Genomic DNA, 16,122 nt, shown 5'->3' with positions numbered 1-16,122 from the left:
GCTTTCGAGGGTCTTTTCATCCCCTGTCAGATTCCGAGATTTTTATTGGCGGTTTCCATCATCAGCTTGATCCGGTTGATCTGGTTGACCTCGGAAGCGCCGGGGTCGTAATCGATGGGAGCGATATTGGCCTTCGGATAGCGCTTGCGGATAGGCTTGATCATCCCCTTGCCCATGACGTGGTTCGGCAGGCAGGCAAAGGGCTGGACACAGACGATGTTTTCGACGCCGGACTCGATAAGCTCCATCATTTCAGCAGTCAAAAACCAGCCCTCCCCGCCCTGGTTTCCCAGCGCGATGAGCTCCCTGGCCTTTTCCGCCTTTTTGTAGATGGTTGACGGCGCGTGAAAATGGCGGCTCTTATCCAGTGCCTTTTTCATGTTTTTGCGGTACATTTCCAGCACCTTGATCCCGGCGATACCGGCGGTTTTTCCTGATTTGCTGCCTGACAGCTCGTCGTATTTGTAAATCGAGTTATAGCAGCAGTAAAGGAAAAAGTCGATGAGATCTGGCACCACCACCTCAGCGCCCTCGTTTTCCAGCACCTCAATGAGGTTGTTGTTGGCGGTCGGGTGGTACTTGACCAGAATCTCCCCTACAATGGCGACCTTCGGGATTTTCTTCTCAATTCTGGGCAGACGGTCAAAGTCCTCGACAATCTGAGTCACATTGCGTTTAAAGACTGACCATTTCGGCTTGCGGATGTCAATCTTAACCCGCTCTTTCCACTTGTTATAAAGGGCCATGGCGGAGCCGGGCACCTGCTCGTAGGGCTTGGTGGCGTAAAGCACACGCTGAAACAGGTCGCCGTAGACCATGCCGATCATGGCGCGGTTGGCCAGCCCAGGCGTGATCTTAAAGCCCGGATTGTCCTCCAGGCCCACCAGATTCAGTGAGATTACCGGCACCTGCTCCATGCCCGCTTCCTTCAGCGCCTTGCGGATAAAGCCCACATAGTTGGACGCGCGGCAGGGGCCGCCGGTCTGGGTCATGAGCACAGACACATTATCCAGATCATATTTGCCGGATTTCAGTGCTGCCATGATCTGCCCGGTGGTGATGATGGTCGGATAGCAGGCGTCGTTGTTGACATAGGTCAGTCCTTCATCCACTGCCTTTTCGTCCACGCTTGGCAGCACCTCGACGTTGTAGCCGCTTTCGGCCATGGCGTCCGCGATAAACTCGAAGTGGATGGGCGACATCTGAGGTGCCAGCAGCGTATGACGCTTGCGCATTTCCTTAGTGAACACCACTTTTTCAGGAAGCTCTTCACACGGGAGCTTGACGTGGTTTTTTTCACGTTCTTCCATGGCTGCCTTCAGCGAGCGCATACGGATGCGGACAGCGCCCAGATTGTTGACCTCGTCAATCTTGATGAGGGTATAGATATTGCCCTTACTTTCCAGGATTTCCTGAGTCTGCTCGGAGGTGACCGCGTCCAGGCCGCAGCCAAAGGAGGTCAGCTGTACCAGCTCCAGAAAATCATACTGAGCGACAACCTCCGCAGCCTTGTAAAGGCGGCTGTGGTATTTCCACTGGTCCAGTACGCGGAAGTTTTCCTCATCGAGCTCAGCGGCCAGATGGGCGATGGAATCCTCGGTGAGTACGGCCATGCCCAGGCCGGTAATGATGTTGTCGAGCCCGTGGTTGATCTCAGGGTCGATATGGTAGGGCCTGCCGGCCAGCACAATGCCTTTTTTGCCGTTTTTTTTCAGCCACTCCATGGTCTCCTCGCCCTTTGCGCGCATATCGTCCCGGAAGCGGTCCTTTTCGCCCAGTGCCAGCTTCAGGGCAACGCTGATCTCTTCCTTCGGGATACCCAGCCCGCCAAAAATTTCGGTGAGCCGTTCCTCCAGCCGCCTGTGGTCATCCAGGGCGATGAAGGGATTCAGGAAGGTCACGCCGTTTTCTTTCAGGGATTCCATATTGTGCTTGATGGTTTCGGGGTAGGACATGACAATGGGGCAGTTGTACCAGTTGTCCACTTTTTCAAATTCCCGTTCCTCATAAGGAATGCAGGGATAGAAAATCGTCTTGATTCCCCGGTCGATCAGGTCCTGGATATGACCGTGCACCAGCTTAGCCGGATAACAGACTGATTCGGAGGGGATGCTGGCCATGCCCTTTTCATAAACCTTGCGGTTGGATTCCTCAGACAGCTCGACCCGGTAGCCAAGGCTGGTCAGGAAGATGAACCAGAAGGGATAGTTCTCATACTGGTTGAGCACGCGCGGAATGCCGATCACACCGCGGGACGCCTGGTTGGTGGGCAGGGGCTGATAATCGAAAACACGCTTGTATTTATACTGGTACAGGTTTGGCAGGTCCTTGTTTTTTCTTCCCTCGCCGGCCCCAATCTCACAGCGGTTACCAGTAATGTGCCGGCTGCCGTCATTAAAACGGTTGATGGTGAGCAGGCAGTTGTTGCTGCACCCGCCGCAGCGGCGGTGGCTGACCTCAACCTCAAAGCTGTAGAGCTTATCCAGATCGAGAAGGGTGCTCCTGTCGCCCTCGGTATAGTTTTCACGGGCGATCAGCGCGGCGCCAAAGGCGCCCATCAGCCCGGCGATGTCTGGCCGCACTACGTCCTTATCGGTAATTATCTCAAAGGCGCGCAGCACCGCGTTATTGTTGAAGGTGCCGCCCTGGACAATGATATTTTCGCCCAGATCCTTGGGGTTATGCACCTTGATAACCTTCTGCAGGGCGTTTTTAATGACCGAATAGGACAGGCCGGCGGAAATCTCCCCGACCTCGGCCCCTTCCTTCTGGGCCTGCTTTACCTTGGAATTCATGAAGACCGTACAGCGGGTGCCGAGGTCTACGGGCTTTTCGGCCAGCAGAGCCTGGGACACAAAGGCGTCCATGCTCAGGTTCAGAGATTTGGCAAAGGTTTCGAGGAAAGAGCCGCAGCCCGAGGAACAGGCCTCGTTGAGAATAATGCTGTCAATGGTGCCGTTCCTTATCTTCATGCACTTCATGTCCTGGCCGCCGATGTCCAGAATAAAATCGACCCTGGGCATAAAGTATTTAGCGCCTTTATAGTGGGCTATGGTCTCGATCTCGCCGATATCGACCTTGAGCGCTGTCTTGATCAGGCCCTCGCCGTAGCCGGTGACCGCGGATTTGCCGATAACCGCGCCGTCGGGCAGTTTGTTGTAAACATCCTCCACAATCTTGATGGCCTGGCCCAGAGGGCTGCCCTCATTGCTGCCATAGTAATGGTACAGAAGCTCGCCCTCACGGCCGACGAGTACTGCCTTGGTGGTCGTGGAGCCAACGTCGATACCCAGGAAGCACGCGCCAGTGTAGGCCTCAAGGCTTCCCCGCTCCACACGGTCCTTTTGATGGCGTGAGAGAAAACGGTCCAGCTCCTCCTGGCTTTTAAAAAGCGGGTCCAGACGTCCTACCTCGCTGTCACCAGCGCCGTCGGTGTTCTGTACGCGTCTGACCAGCTCGGAGAGCGGCAGCGTGCCGTATTTATCGGAGGAGTAGGCAGAGCCCACGGCCACAAACAGGTTAGAGCCTTCCGGGAAGATTACCTGCTCAGGCGACAACTTCAGCGTTTCGATAAAGCGCTGCCTGAGCTCAGACAGGAAGTACAGCGGCCCGCCCAAAAAGGCGACATTGCCGCGGATAGGATGCCCGCAGGCCAGACCACTGATGGTCTGGTTGACCACTGCCTGGAAAATGGAGGCGGCGATATCCTCTTTGGCAGCCCCCTCGTTGAGCAGGGGCTGTATATCGGTTTTGGAAAATACCCCGCAGCGCGAAGCGATGGGATAAATGGTCTGGTGGGTTTTCGCAAGCTCATTGAGCCCGGTGGCGTCGGTTTTCAGCAGGGTGGCCATCTGGTCAATAAAGGCCCCGGTGCCGCCAGCGCAGGTACCATTCATCCGCTGCTCAATATTGCCCTCGAAGAAGGTGATCTTAGCGTCCTCACCGCCCAGCTCAATGGCGCAGTTTGTCTCAGGAATCAACTGCTCAACCGCCACTGTCCCGGCTACCACTTCCTGGATAAAAGGGATATCCAGCCATTTGGAAATCATCAGCCCGCCGGAGCCGGTCACGCAGACCTTGGTGGTGATGTCGCCCACCGCCTCAAAGGTTTCCTTTAAAAGCTCCGCCATGGTCAGCTTGATATTGGACAGATGTCTTCGGTATTCTTTGTAAATAATATTGTCGTTCTCGTCCATCACCACCACTTTAATGGTGGTTGAGCCTACGTCAAGGCCCATCTTGTAAGTTTTGTTCATGTATTATGCCTCATTTTTATTAATCATCAATCATTGTCAGTAATGCTTGGTTATTGTACGCTCTCTATTTTTCCCAATCGTTTATACAGCGGTTTATAGCGCTTATACGCCTTTTTATACACCTCGCGGTAAAGAACTGCGTAGTGCCGGCTTTCTTCGGGATCAGGCATGAAACGGTGCGATTTTCGCACCATCTCCGCCCCGGCTGTCTCCAGATCCGGATAAACGCCGAGCCCCACGTAGGTAGCCATGGCGCCGCCGAGCCCGGTGGTCTCATAGGTCTGAACCCGGTAAACCTCCCGGCCAAAGACGTTGGCCATAATCTGGGCGATGTTGTCACTGCGGGAGCCGCCGCCGGACAGGCCGATGGTATTCACCCGCACGCCAGATTTTTTCTCGATGGTTTCAAGGCCCTCCAGAAGCGCGAAGGCCAGCCCCTCGATAATGCTTCTGTAAATATGGTATTTGGTGTGGCGCTCGCTGAAGCCGATAATGGATCCCTTGGCCTCCGGCTTAAAGGATTCCTGTCCCCAGTAAGGCTGCAGCACCAGGCCGCCAGCCCCCGCGGGTACGGTGGGCAGTTTCCCGTTCAGAAAATCGAACAGGTCCTCACCCCGTTTCTCACAGTCCTCCCGCTCCTTTGCGGCAAACATTTCGATAAACCAGTTGACCATCCAGAATCCGTGATAAACTGTGATCTCAGGGTTATAAGCCTCTGGGTCCACCCCGGGGAAGGGCGGATAGAAGGGCACCAGCTCATAATAGCGCTTGGAGGTTGTCTCCACCGTGGCCTGGGTGCCAAGGGATACACTGGCGCAGCCCTCGTTCACGCAGCCGACCCCAATGGTCTCACAGCCCTTATCGGTTCCAGAGCCAACGAGAGGCAGTCCCTCGGGCAGACCTGTCTTTTCGGCGGCCTCAGGGGTAATGACACCGATGACCTGGCAGGAATCCACCAGGTCACAAAGCTTTTCACGCTCGATCTGAATGATCTGGCGCTTGATTTCGTAAGGACCGCACCATTTCTTATGCTTGAAGTCAAAGGGAAAGTGGCCCGCAATATTGGAGGTCGCGTCCACCATTTGGCCGGTCAGTTTATTGATCAGGTAAGTCGAAAGAAAAATGTATTTATCCGCAGCGTTCCAAAGCTCCGGCTCATGCACCTTGATCCAGTGCGCGTGTGTGCCGGTATTAAAGCTCTCGGTAAAGGCTTTTTTGCCCGCTATCCAGAAAGCAAAACGGTAAGGCTGCGGTATCGTAAGTGGTTTCTCCAGCGTCCGCCGGTCCATCCAGCTGATGAAGTCCCGCAGGCCCTCGCCTTTTTCGTCCACAATGGTGGCGATATCGCGCTGCACCGCGATATTCATACCCGAAAGCGCCTCGACATACTCAGGATAATGGTTTTTCATCTCCAGAGTAACCCTGGCCAGATCCTCCCAGAACATAGCGGGCGGTGCTTCCACATAATGCGGCTTCTTTGAGTAGTAGCCCTCAAACCTTTTCTCGGTTTTTGCCAGCGCCCGGCCCGTTTTGTCAAACACAATGGCCCGAATGCCCTGGGTGCCACAATCAATGGTTAAAACTAATTCCTTCTCCAAACCTTAACCTCAAAATCAAATTTCTTCTTATTTATTATATATCAATTCTTAAACGACCACTATTATAACAAATCTTCAAGAATTTATCAAAGTTTTCTTTAGAACTATTTAAATTGGGAAAGGGTTACAATTGATTGAAGTTTTCCCCTGGCGATTAAAAACTTCTTTCAGTCTTTTCAGGTATAATAAAAAGAAACCGCAAATTATGAACAAGAAACTGGAGGCTTCCATGAAAACAAAGCTCGCCTGCTGCCAGATGCCGCTGACAGCAGATAAGGAAACAAATCTGAACACTGCTGAAAAAATGATCCGCACCGCCGCAGAAAACGGGGCCGGGATGGTGCTGCTGCCCGAAATGTATATATGCCCCTACGCCGGGAGTGATTTTCTGACTGCGGCCGAGCCTGCGGACGGGCCTGCCAATACCCGCATGTCTGCCCTGGCCGGAGAGCTCGGCATCACGCTGTTCGCCGGTTCTATCCCCGAGATGGAGGACGGTCATATCTATAACTCCTGTTTCGTTTTTGGACCGGATGGCAGTTTGCTTGGACGGCACCGGAAGGTGCATCTTTTTGATGTTGATGTCAAAGATGGTATATCCTTTAAGGAGTCGAATGTTTTAACTGCTGGTGATAGCATCACTGTTGTGGAAACGCCCTTTGGACCTGTGGGCGTGGCCGTCTGCTTCGATATCCGTTTTCCCGAGCAGTTCCGCATTATGGCAGAACACGGGGCGAAGCTGGCAGTGCTGCCCGCCGCCTTTAACATGACCACCGGGCCCATGCACTGGGAACTGGCGCTGCGCTCCCGGGCTGTGGATAATCAGTGCTACATCGCGGCCTGCTCCTCCGCCCGGGATGAAAACGCCAAATACGCAGCCTGGGGACATTCCTGCGTGATTGACCCCTGGGGCAATAATATCGCCGGGCTTGATGAAAAGCCCGGCGCCATCTCGGTCGAAATCGACACCCGTGTCGTTGACGCGGCGCGGGAACAGCTGCCCATTCTGTCAGCCAGAAGAAAGGATCTTTACAGGCTGGAGGAAATAAAATGATTGAGCTTATTTTCGGGAACAGCGCTGCTGGAAGTCTGAGCTGCGCAAAATCCATGAAACATGGGCAGGAGATAAAGGATACCTATTTGCTGCTGCGCGATGATAGCTGGTCCACAACTACTCACTGGCCCGGACTCTCGCTGGGCGGCAGCCCCGGGGATGTGGCGCCCCTGTGGCAGTCGCTGGATATCGGAGAGCTTGATAACAACGATACAGAGAGCGGCGTCCGGCTTTCTGTGCTGAAAATCCTGTACGGCGAAACGCCCGGCGTGGCTGAGGAAATTGCGGGGCTGAACCGCAAAACCCTTGACCGTCTGGAAAAAGCCAGGGAAACCCTTGAGCCCGTCCGAATCTGGCTGTCCGAGAACGATCCGGCCGAGGTCTGCGGCCTTCTCTTTATCTGCCATTTTTTCAGAGAAGGTTCAGTTCCCTTATCCGCAGTCTTTGTCTCCCGGCAGACTGTATTTGACGGCAAAGCGCGCCAATACCTGAGCACAGGCAATATTTTTCCCGAGGACTTCGGCAGCCTCGCCCAGCTTGAGGAACCCCTCGCCCCTGTCCAGGTAAAAGCCTGCGCAGCGCTGTGGGAACAGCTCGTCAAAGAAAACGCCCCTCTGCGGGCTGTGGTAAATGGCCGCGTTATGAGCGTGCGCGAAAACTTCTATGACGCTGTTCTCCGGGCGAATATACCGGACGGTGACTTTATGCCCGCTGTTCCCATCGGCAGAACCCTGATCCGCGTCCCGGGGGTGAGCGCGCAGTGGCTGTTGATGCGTCTGCAGGCCATGGCTGATGACGGAGAGCTTGTGGCAGTTGCTCCGTCAGAGGACGAGAACCCTTATGGCGGCATTATGCGGCGAAAAGACTGAGCAACGTAAAAACGGCCGGATCGCTCCGGCCGTTTTTGGTTTCGCTTACGGATCTATTGGTCCTGTCCGGAATATTTATTCCGCATTTTAAAATAGAACAGGCGCCAATATATCGACTCGATTAAGGTTTTTAACACTACTTCTCTTTCCTCGATTCTTTTATTTTTGTAAACGAATTTGTACTTGTATTATATACCCTGAACTCAGAAAAATCAATTGTATTCAGAAAAACACCCATAGGATTTAAGAGATGATGGCAATCACTGTTGTGTTACGTAATATGCACAGGAATTAAATGTATTAATATTGAGTTTTGCACTTGTTTGGTGTATGATATACAAAAGCGGAGGTATATGATGGATAAAAAACATACCGTAGATAAGCAGGTCTTCGGCCAGCGCCTTAAATACCTGATGACCAATTTTAATGAAACCACCTATTCGATGTCCCGAAAATTCAATCTTTCTCCCCCGAGTATTTCACGCTATACCCGAGGCGAGATGGCCCCGAAGATTACGACCATCCGGGAGATGGCGGCCTACTTTGACGTCAGCCCCCTGTGGCTTATGGGGCGTCCTGTCTCGATGTACGAGAGAGAGGTGCTTGACGACACCCGGCCTTTTGGGCCGGAGGTGACACTCTCGGTTTTCGGGAGCATAAAATACCAGCTGCCTGTCTTTTCCAACGAGAAGACCGTCCATACCCTTACCCTGCCCAGCGACCAGCTGGCAAAATGGGGCCCGGTCTTTGCTCTGGAGATTACAGACGCCAGCATGGAGCCCACACTCATGAAAAATGACCATGTGGTGGTAAAGCTCAACACCTTTTTAAAATCCGGCGATCTGACTGCGCTGCACGTGGGTGAGTCGGATCTCAAAATAAGGAAGGTCTCTTTCCGGAAAAATCAGGTGATTCTCCAGCCGCACAACCCAGCTTTTGAGGTGGAGGTTTATGACCTTAATAAGGATAATGTCCAGATCATCGGTTCCGTTGTCTATCAGAAACGCATCTATGAGCGCTTCTTTGAATGTTATTAATTTTATTTATAGGAGGACTTATGAAATCTTATCGAAAAGAACTGCATTTTAACTTGCCGACCCGCAGAGGCCTTGTCAATATCACGCCGGATGTGGAGGCAGCGCTGGCTGACAGCGGTATCCGGGAAGGACTGGTGCTGGTCAACGCCATGAATATCACTGCCAGCGTGTTCATCAACGACGATGAGAGCGGCCTGCACCATGACTATGAGGTGTGGCTCGAAAAGCTGGCGCCCGAAAAACCTTACAGCCAGTACCACCACAACGGTTTTGAGGATAACGCCGACGCCCATCTCAAGCGGACCGTTATGGGCCGTGAAGTGGTGGTGGCCATCACAGACGGCCGCCTGGATTTCGGCACCTGGGAACAGATCTTTTATTTTGAGTTTGACGGTAAGCGCGATAAACACGCGCTCATTAAAATCATCGGTGAATAAAAAAAGCACGGCACATTTTTGCGCCGTGCTCAGACTGTAGACAAAGGATATCAGGAAGAGCTAAAGCGTTAAAAAGAGGCTGTCAAGTTGATAGTTGACGGTTGAAAGTTTAGGAGCAAATCAGCCGTTGGCCGATTTGATTGGACGAGGCCTTTGGCCGCATATTAATCGCTTGAGCCACAGGCGAAAGCGCACTACAACTATCCACTATCAACTATCCATTATTAACGCAGACAGCTTCAAGCTTTAGCTTTGCAGCTCATGGATAACTTCGTCGACACGCTGAGCACGGCACATTTTGTGCCGTGCTTTTTTAGTAAAGTTTCTGTCTTTTGTAGGACCATACAGCCAGCCCGCCAAACAGCGGGATCTCCACCGCGGCGAACAGAAGGCAGGCGCAGGGCCGCCACAGGACAAGGTCGCCAGCGTTAAAAAATTCCAGGCTTTTCTCTGTCAGCATCTGATAAAAGCCACTGCTCGAGACGACGCCGGCAGAGGGCAGCAGAGAAGACAGCACGCTTTCCTCAATATGGAGAAAGGAGAAGAAAACAGGCAGCAGGGCGATCACCACACTGGCCGACACAGCTGCCACCGGCACTTTGCAGCGTGAGGATACAAGCATGGCGCAGGATACTGTGGCCAGCAGGGTGAGAATGCCTGAAAGCACTGTGGCGCCCATAACGCCGCCGATGGTCATTGGTGTGATCGCAGTTGTGAAGTAACGGGTCTGTAGGGATGCTTTCAGCCCCTCCCATCCAAATACGGTGTTGAGGGATAGCAGATAAATCCCGGTACAGACTGTCACCAGCAAAAGAACCAGGACATATACGGCCATCAGCCGCGCTGTTCCAAGCTGCGGCCCATACCGGCAGCAGCGCTGGATATCATCGGCCTGGCTGTGATAATCCTCAGAAAAGACCGGCGCAGCAATAACCGTACCGAAAAACACCAGCACAAACAGGAGAAACACCAGAAATTCTGGCCCGTCGCTGTCGCCGTAACCATAGGCGTAGTAAAAAGGCGTTTCGACCCTCTGGTTAATGTTTTTGGCGGCATTCTGAACCGCTGGCGAACCAGGATACTGCTCTTTAATGGATGCGTTGATGCGCGCTTCACGCTGTCTGTAAAAGTCAGCGGCAGCATCAACAGAAATGTCGCGGGTTTCATAAGTATACGACAGCAGGCGCAGCAGCGGCGACAAAGGCGCTGTCGTTTTCTCCCGGAGCGCGTCTGGCATTTCGCCTTCCGGGTAATCTTCTGCGATATCCTGATAGGTCCTGAGGGCTGACTCCAGCTTTTCAGCTGTGACAGAGCCGTATGACGGCGCGTAGACTGTTCTCGCGTGGGCAACGGCGTCCAGGCCGCTTCTGTACGCCGGGCTTTCGTATGAGCCATAACGGGTGTTCGATATGACCACATACACCAGTAAAATGGTAAACAGGACCGACAGGATCGACAGCGCCTGAACGGTCTTGTTCAGGCACAGCCGCTTAAATTCATGAAAAAAGACGTTTAGCATGGCCACGCTCCGAGGTAGCTCAGGCGACCTGCCGACCCTTGTGGGACAATATGGTCAGCAGGACAAACAGTGGAATCTCCACCACGGCAAAGAGGATATAAGCGTAAGGCAGCCACAGGGTAAAGCTCCCAAGGTGAAGGAAGCTCGTGCTGTTGAGCGTCAGGGCATAGTAAAAGCTGTTTTCCATGGCCATGCCGCCCGAGGGCAGCAGCGCGTACAGCCATTTTACATTGACGCCCGCAAAGCCCAGGAAAATGGGCAGCAGGCTGACGCAGAAGCTGATGATGAGCGCCGTTGTGGGCGAGTTACACCGGGAGGATACAAACAGGCAGCAGGACGCTGTGGCCAGCAGAGTGAGAATGCCGGCAAAAAATGTCATGCGCACCATATCCCCCACATTCATGGGCGCGATGCCCCAGGCCACAAAGGCCGTCTGAAGGGAGGCTGACAAGCCCTCCCAGCCAAAGATGCTGTTCAGAATGATCAGGTAGACACCGGTGCTGATCACTGTTATACCCAGGGTGAGGATGAGCACAGAAAGCGACCGCGCGGCGCTCAGCTTTCCCCTGCCGTAGCGGGTGCAGCGCTGGATGTCATCGGCCCGGCTGTGATAGTCGGCGGCGAAAGCCGGCGCGGCTATGGCGGTGCAGAACAGCACAAGAATCAGCAGCAGTAAAACCATAAAATCCTTTCCATCACTGCTGCCGTAGCCGTAAGCATAGTGAAAGGGGGTTTCAACCTTGCTGTTGAGCTCCGTAGCCGCCTGCCTTGCCTGCGGTGCGTTGGGATATTTATCCTCCAGCATGCTCTGGACATTCTGGAGACGTTTGGCGTAGAAGCCTCCCACCTCATCGGCGTTTGTGATTTCAGAATCGTCAAAGGCGCTGAAAATCCAGCTGAGGGCTGGCTGGACCGGGGTTATTTTTTCTTTGTAAACCGAGGCCGGCTTTTTTTCCTCATAGGCGTTTGAAGTGTTGATATAGGTCTCAAAGGCAGACTTAAGCTTTTCGGGCGTTACCTCTCCATAAAGGGGCTTATAGGCTTCCTTGAGGGCCGGGATGGCCGCCAGCCCGTTTTTGGCGTCCGGGTCGTCCCGCCTTCCGTAGCTCACATTGTCCACTGCCATCACGCACAGCAGCAGAGCGGCAATAAGCGATGCGGCGCACAGTATCCATACCATGCGGCTTTTAAAAAGGCGTTTAAACTCCATACAAAATACGTTAAGCATCACTGCACCTCCTCTGTGCCCTCTGGGAAAAGCCAGAGGTATAAATCTTCGAGCCGGGGTGTTTCCGGGGCTGAGCCCGGCAGTACGGCGGTATCGGCCAGATAGCGGAGTGCGGCCCGTCCTCCGGGCTCGCTCCGGATATTAGCGACACGGACAAGGCGCTCACATTTTAACAGGTCCCTTTCAGGCACCTCGGTATGCCATACACGTCCTTTCATGGCTGCCACCAGCTCATCCGTGCTGCCCGCTGCGATGATCCGCCCGTCCTTCATGACTGCGTTACGCGTGGCGATATTTTCTACGTCGGACACGATATGGGTGGAAATGAGCACAATCCGGTCTTTTGCAAACTCGGCCAGAATATTGCGGAAACGCACCCGCTCGCCCGGGTCCAGGCCGCTGGTGGGCTCGTCCAGAATCAGGATTTCCGGATCGTTGAGCAGGGCCTGGGCAATGCCCACCCGTCGCTGCATACCGCCGGACAGCCTGCGGATTTTTTTGTTTTTCACATCACTCAGTGCGAGCATCTGGAGCAGGCTCTCGATTTTTGAAGACGCGTCTTTTCTGCCAATACCCTTGAGGGCGCTCATATATTCCAAATAGCTTCTCACTGTAAATTCAGGGTAAAAGCCAAAGGTCTGGGGCAGATAGCCAAAGATGTCCCGATAACTTTCGCCCAGATCGGCAATGTCTATCCCATCGTAGAACACCCCGCCGGAGGTTGGCTTTAAAATGCCTGCCACCATGCGCATCATGGTGGTTTTCCCCGCGCCGTTGGCGCCGAGAAGCCCCCAGATTCCCGGCGTTAATTTCAGGCTGACACTGTCCACGGCCAGCTTATCTTTATATTGCTTGGTCAATCGGTTGATTTTAAGTTCCATCATTTCACTTCCTATTCAATGTTATAGTCGTTGACGAGCTTCCTGCACTGCGCTAAAACACCCGCTCCGCAGAGGAGTGTGAGCACCGTAAGCGGTCCGGTCTGCTGATAAATGACCGGGTTCAGGCTTCCGGCCAGCCACAGGGCCAGAAAAAGCGCACCGCAGAACAAGGTGCAGAAAAAAAGCAGACGTTCTCCGGGCACATGCCGGATGATCAGAAGGCTGCCGAGACAGGCACTCAGAAAGGGCAGCAGCAGATAGACAGCGGCGTTTAAGCCGCTCAGGCTGGTCTGCCAGAGGGCCGCGGTAAAGGCGGCGGCCAGAATGAAAAAGTCCACCAGCCCCAGAATGAGCAGCCGGCAGAGGATGAGGCCGGGCAGGGATAAACGCGTCGCCGCCTCCGTCTCATACATCCTGTGCTGCCAGGAACGGCTGATGCCCGGCAGGCTTGTGGCCGCGACCACCACCGCACAGAGGCTGAGCAGCTCGGGCAGATGCTGCGGCTTTATGGCGCTGAAATCGCCGCCGAGAATGCTGTTTAAAACCAGAAAAAGGGCAAACAGGGCGCCGCCCTGCAAAAGCCAGACCCAGACGCCGCAAAAACGTATCTGCATAAGCAAAAACTCGGGAAAAGAAATTTTTTTCCGTTGCCTGCTGTCAGCGTAAAGCCCGCGGGCGGCCTCCCTTGTCGCTTCCAGATGCTCTTCGGATACCGGGGCCGGCGCTTTTAAGGCCTGCCTCATTCTCTTTTTGAATTTATGGTTCATGGCATATTTCTCCTTTTAACAGCTGTTTTTTAATTTTTTTCAGGGCTGACCGCAGGCGTGACTGAACGGTGCGCACTGGCAGCCCGGTAACATGGGCGATCTCGCGCAGGGTAAGGTCCTGAGCAAAGCGCAGGAGCACCAGCTCACGGGCTTCCTCTGGCAGGCCCCTTACCATACAAATAAAATCAGCGTCCGATTCGGCGCGCTCAAAGCCCGCTTCATCATAGGTAAGGTTCTCCGGCAGAGGTTCCTCGTCGGCTTTTCGCCATCCGTCACGGCACACATTGGCGGCAATTTTATAGAGCCAGGCCCTGAAATGCCCCTGATGGCGGTAGCCGTCCAGAAAGCGCACAGCCTTCAGAAAGGTCTCCTGGGTCGCATCCTCGGCGGCGGCCCGGTCTCTGGTGTGCCAGAGGCAGTACCGGAAAATATCCGGGTAATAGTCTGTAATCAGCCCATCCAGCGCCTGCCGGTCTCCATTTTCAATTTTTCTCAGTAAAATATCTTCACGCGTCAAGTTCTTCCTCCTCCGGGCGTCCCCTTGTATTATATAACGTTTGAGGAAGCCCTGAGGATTTAATTTAAGAAAACTTTTTTTGTATTAAAAAAGCACGGCGCAAAAATGTGCCGTGCCAGAATACCATCACAGATATTCGCTGTAGATGGTCAGCACAAAATGGCCGGCAGTGCAGGCTTTTTCCTTGGGCAGGGGGCTGCCGAAGTACCGGGTAAGCTGATCCAGGGTATAGGCGCTGAGGGACTCTCCCCGCTCAGCCCTGAAGATGGTTTTATGGCTCACGCCCACAGCTTCCGCAAGCTGAGGCTGCGTGAGGCCCCTGGAGCGTCTGTTGTCACGGACCCAGCGGGCCAGCTCGCTGCCGCTCATTGCTCGTCCACCCACTGAAGCCTGAGCACCAGGCCGGGCACATCGTCCTCGGCATTGTCCAGCAGCTCGGCAAAGGCATCCTCAGCCTCAGACAGGGTGCGCGCTCTCAGGCTGATGTGCAGGGCGCCCTCGGCCATGCAGTCGTAATCGGTATAGGCGGGGTTGGTGTCAAACCGCTCGCCGTAGAGATCGGCGTAGGTATCCTTTAGTAAGCCCATTTTTCTTCCTCCTCCCTTGCTTTTTGTTCTCTCAGAGCCTGCTCAGCCCAGAACCGCTGGACATCGTCCGGGTATTTCAGGGCAAGAGCCCTCCGCTCCTCCTCGGACAGGGCGGGCGGAATCCAGAAGCCGCAGGGATTATGATCTTTTACAGGACGCGCGGCTTTATCCCCTGCCGTGGTCCATACGCTCAGGCTGGTGTGGTCTTCCAGGCGGATGGCCGTCTGGACGGTTTTGTGGTCAAAGGGCTTCAGAGCGTACTGGTAGCCGCCGCCGGTTTTCCGGTAATCGATGCGGCCGTCCCGGATCAGGCGGCCTCGGTAATAGGCGATCTGCCGCCGGTCCTCCAGGTTTAAAAAAGCCTTGAGCCCGGGGTTATCCACCTCAAACCATACGGGCCAGTGCCAGTCCCCCGCCGCATCTCTCACGGCGCTCTGGTTGTTCTGATACAGCAGGTAAACCCAGAAGCCCTTGTATTCCAGCGCCCTTTTGGGGTGGCGGCTCAGCCAGGCAAAGAAGGCCAGAAATTCAGTCAGAAGATTCATGCTGTCCACGCTCCAGTACAGGATACAGGTTGTTTTCTGCCAGCAGCTCGTACAGGAAGCGCCGGCCTTTGGGCGTCCACTGCAGGCTCTCCACCACCTTGGCAGTGCCGTCCTTTTTATAAATGGTGTCTGACTTGGTGGCTGCGTAGCCCTCGGCCTGGTAATCCGAATAAAGATACCAGCGTTTGCCGATGCGGTACTGCACGCCCAGGCTGTGCAGAAGACGGTTCATGAACTCAGCAGTCATGCCGTAATCCTTGGCGATGCCGGTAATGGGCGTCAGGGCCTGGTTGTCGAGGACTTTTCGGGCATAGTCGGCCTCAGGTTTCAGGTTTTTGATGATATCCTTTGCCTCCAGCACCGCCATGGCCATGAGGGCGTCGCCCTCGGGCAGCGCGGGCCTTTCGGAGCGCAGCCTTTCCTCCATCTGATTAAAGGCCTGCATGTAGCGGATCTTCCACTCCAGCGCCCGGGCGCCGGTAAAGCTCATGATGAGCAGGGTAAAGCCGTCCCGGGTGATCTGGTAAGCCTTGCGCTTTCTGCCCGCCGCGTCGGCGTAGGACCAGGGGATAAAGAGACCGGCACAATTCTGCGCTGTGGTCTCACGGTTGAGCTGGGCAATGCGCCGCAGCACACTCTTATGCTCCTTGCCAAAATCCGCGGCCACCCGCCGGCTGGATACCACGGGCTGCTCACCGCACAGGGTGACCACCACATTGGCTGCGGACAGGTCTGCCGGAGCCGTATTTTCCATTATTTCCTGATTTTTTGCACAATGAACAAGGCCACGGTCTTTTTCCGGGCGCTCTTTGTTTTCTTTCATCACT

15 protein-coding genes are annotated in these 16,122 nt (G+C 54.3%); 4 read left to right on the top strand and 11 right to left on the bottom strand.

Going from position 1 to position 16,122, the window contains the following annotated elements; translation table 11 throughout:
• Window positions 1-26 precede the first annotated feature (26 nt).
• A complete protein-coding gene (locus CPZ25_RS03165) occupies window positions 27-4,256 on the bottom strand; it encodes a 2-hydroxyacyl-CoA dehydratase (RefSeq protein ID WP_096919896.1) in 4,230 nt (1,409 codons plus the stop codon).
• A gap of 50 nt (window positions 4,257-4,306) precedes the next feature.
• Complete coding sequence (locus CPZ25_RS03160) at window positions 4,307-5,854, bottom strand: FGGY-family carbohydrate kinase (RefSeq protein ID WP_096919897.1); 1,548 nt, start codon at window positions 5,852-5,854, stop codon at window positions 4,307-4,309.
• A 229-nt stretch (window positions 5,855-6,083) separates the two neighbouring features.
• Here CPZ25_RS03160 and CPZ25_RS03155 point away from each other — a divergent pair, with 229 nt between their 5' ends.
• The 4 genes from CPZ25_RS03155 to CPZ25_RS03140 all read left to right on the top strand — a co-directional run bounded on the left by CPZ25_RS03155 (window position 6,084) and on the right by CPZ25_RS03140 (window position 9,251).
• A complete protein-coding gene (locus tag CPZ25_RS03155) occupies window positions 6,084-6,908 on the top strand; it encodes a carbon-nitrogen hydrolase family protein (RefSeq protein WP_224168767.1) in 825 nt (274 codons plus the stop codon).
• Window positions 6,905-7,777 (top strand): DUF3658 domain-containing protein, encoded by an 873-nt coding sequence (locus CPZ25_RS03150; protein WP_096919899.1) that lies wholly within the window; start codon window positions 6,905-6,907, stop codon window positions 7,775-7,777. Before CPZ25_RS03155 ends, CPZ25_RS03150 begins: the two co-directional genes overlap by 4 nt.
• A 353-nt stretch (window positions 7,778-8,130) precedes the next feature.
• Window positions 8,131-8,814, top strand: a complete 684-nt coding sequence (locus tag CPZ25_RS03145; RefSeq protein WP_224168766.1) for a helix-turn-helix domain-containing protein — start codon at window positions 8,131-8,133, stop codon at window positions 8,812-8,814.
• Between the two features lie 20 nt (window positions 8,815-8,834).
• Window positions 8,835-9,251, top strand: a complete 417-nt coding sequence (locus CPZ25_RS03140) for a secondary thiamine-phosphate synthase enzyme YjbQ (RefSeq protein ID WP_058694648.1) — start codon at window positions 8,835-8,837, stop codon at window positions 9,249-9,251.
• A 313-nt stretch (window positions 9,252-9,564) separates the two neighbouring features.
• On the opposite strand, the gene CPZ25_RS03135 is transcribed toward CPZ25_RS03140, so the two are convergent.
• From CPZ25_RS03135 to CPZ25_RS03095, 9 genes are all read right to left on the bottom strand, one after another.
• Window positions 9,565-10,770, bottom strand: a complete 1,206-nt coding sequence (locus CPZ25_RS03135) for an ABC transporter permease (RefSeq protein WP_096919900.1) — start codon at window positions 10,768-10,770, stop codon at window positions 9,565-9,567.
• 19 nt (window positions 10,771-10,789) lie between these two features.
• On the bottom strand, window positions 10,790-11,998 hold the full coding sequence (locus CPZ25_RS03130) for a hypothetical protein (protein ID WP_096919901.1): 1,209 nt from the start codon (window positions 11,996-11,998) through the stop codon (window positions 10,790-10,792).
• Window positions 11,998-12,879 (bottom strand): ABC transporter ATP-binding protein, encoded by an 882-nt coding sequence (locus CPZ25_RS03125; protein ID WP_096919902.1) that lies wholly within the window; start codon window positions 12,877-12,879, stop codon window positions 11,998-12,000. Before CPZ25_RS03125 ends, CPZ25_RS03130 begins: the two co-directional genes overlap by 1 nt.
• Window positions 12,880-12,890: 11 nt before the next feature.
• Complete coding sequence (locus tag CPZ25_RS03120; RefSeq protein WP_058694652.1) at window positions 12,891-13,646, bottom strand: hypothetical protein; 756 nt, start codon at window positions 13,644-13,646, stop codon at window positions 12,891-12,893.
• Entirely contained in the window at window positions 13,636-14,163 is a 528-nt protein-coding gene (locus tag CPZ25_RS03115; RefSeq protein ID WP_096919903.1) for an RNA polymerase sigma factor, read from the bottom strand. The genes CPZ25_RS03120 and CPZ25_RS03115 overlap by 11 nt, the downstream gene beginning before the upstream one ends.
• A 126-nt stretch (window positions 14,164-14,289) precedes the next feature.
• Window positions 14,290-14,532 carry a helix-turn-helix transcriptional regulator gene (locus CPZ25_RS03110; protein WP_058694654.1) on the bottom strand — a complete coding sequence of 81 codons (243 nt, stop codon included), beginning with the start codon at window positions 14,530-14,532 and terminating at the stop codon, window positions 14,290-14,292.
• Window positions 14,529-14,750, bottom strand: coding sequence for a hypothetical protein (locus tag CPZ25_RS03105; RefSeq protein WP_058694655.1), 222 nt, complete (start codon window positions 14,748-14,750; stop codon window positions 14,529-14,531). The genes CPZ25_RS03110 and CPZ25_RS03105 overlap by 4 nt, the downstream gene beginning before the upstream one ends.
• Window positions 14,738-15,295 carry a hypothetical protein gene (locus CPZ25_RS03100; protein ID WP_096919904.1) on the bottom strand — a complete coding sequence of 186 codons (558 nt, stop codon included), beginning with the start codon at window positions 15,293-15,295 and terminating at the stop codon, window positions 14,738-14,740. Before CPZ25_RS03100 ends, CPZ25_RS03105 begins: the two co-directional genes overlap by 13 nt.
• Window positions 15,279-16,118: a phage regulatory protein/antirepressor Ant gene (locus CPZ25_RS03095; protein WP_074616895.1), complete on the bottom strand. Its 840-nt coding sequence runs from the start codon at window positions 16,116-16,118 to the stop codon at window positions 15,279-15,281. Before CPZ25_RS03095 ends, CPZ25_RS03100 begins: the two co-directional genes overlap by 17 nt.
• Between the last annotated feature and the right edge of the window lie 4 nt (window positions 16,119-16,122).

This window comes from Eubacterium maltosivorans, assembly GCF_002441855.2.
GTDB lineage: Bacteria > Bacillota > Clostridia > Eubacteriales > Eubacteriaceae > Eubacterium > Eubacterium maltosivorans.
This window is presented reverse-complemented; position numbering and strand designations above follow the sequence as displayed.

Excerpts from the sequence above, each read along its gene's own strand:
- CPZ25_RS03165 (WP_096919896.1), bottom strand. The coding sequence starts at position 4,256 with ATGAACAAAACTTACAAGATGGGCCTTGACGTAGGCTCAACCACCATT.
- CPZ25_RS03155 (WP_224168767.1), top strand. The coding sequence starts at position 6,084 with ATGAAAACAAAGCTCGCCTGCTGCCAGATGCCGCTGACAGCAGATAAG.
- CPZ25_RS03150 (WP_096919899.1), top strand. The coding sequence starts at position 6,905 with ATGATTGAGCTTATTTTCGGGAACAGCGCTGCTGGAAGTCTGAGCTGC.
- CPZ25_RS03145 (WP_224168766.1), top strand. The coding sequence starts at position 8,131 with ATGATGGATAAAAAACATACCGTAGATAAGCAGGTCTTCGGCCAGCGC.
- CPZ25_RS03140 (WP_058694648.1), top strand. The coding sequence starts at position 8,835 with ATGAAATCTTATCGAAAAGAACTGCATTTTAACTTGCCGACCCGCAGA.
- CPZ25_RS03135 (WP_096919900.1), bottom strand. The coding sequence starts at position 10,770 with ATGCTAAACGTCTTTTTTCATGAATTTAAGCGGCTGTGCCTGAACAAG.
- CPZ25_RS03130 (WP_096919901.1), bottom strand. The coding sequence starts at position 11,998 with ATGCTTAACGTATTTTGTATGGAGTTTAAACGCCTTTTTAAAAGCCGC.
- CPZ25_RS03125 (WP_096919902.1), bottom strand. The coding sequence starts at position 12,879 with ATGGAACTTAAAATCAACCGATTGACCAAGCAATATAAAGATAAGCTG.
- CPZ25_RS03120 (WP_058694652.1), bottom strand. The coding sequence starts at position 13,646 with ATGAACCATAAATTCAAAAAGAGAATGAGGCAGGCCTTAAAAGCGCCG.
- CPZ25_RS03110 (WP_058694654.1), bottom strand. The coding sequence starts at position 14,532 with ATGAGCGGCAGCGAGCTGGCCCGCTGGGTCCGTGACAACAGACGCTCC.
- CPZ25_RS03105 (WP_058694655.1), bottom strand. The coding sequence starts at position 14,750 with ATGGGCTTACTAAAGGATACCTACGCCGATCTCTACGGCGAGCGGTTT.
- CPZ25_RS03100 (WP_096919904.1), bottom strand. The coding sequence starts at position 15,295 with ATGAATCTTCTGACTGAATTTCTGGCCTTCTTTGCCTGGCTGAGCCGC.
- CPZ25_RS03095 (WP_074616895.1), bottom strand. The coding sequence starts at position 16,118 with ATGAAAGAAAACAAAGAGCGCCCGGAAAAAGACCGTGGCCTTGTTCAT.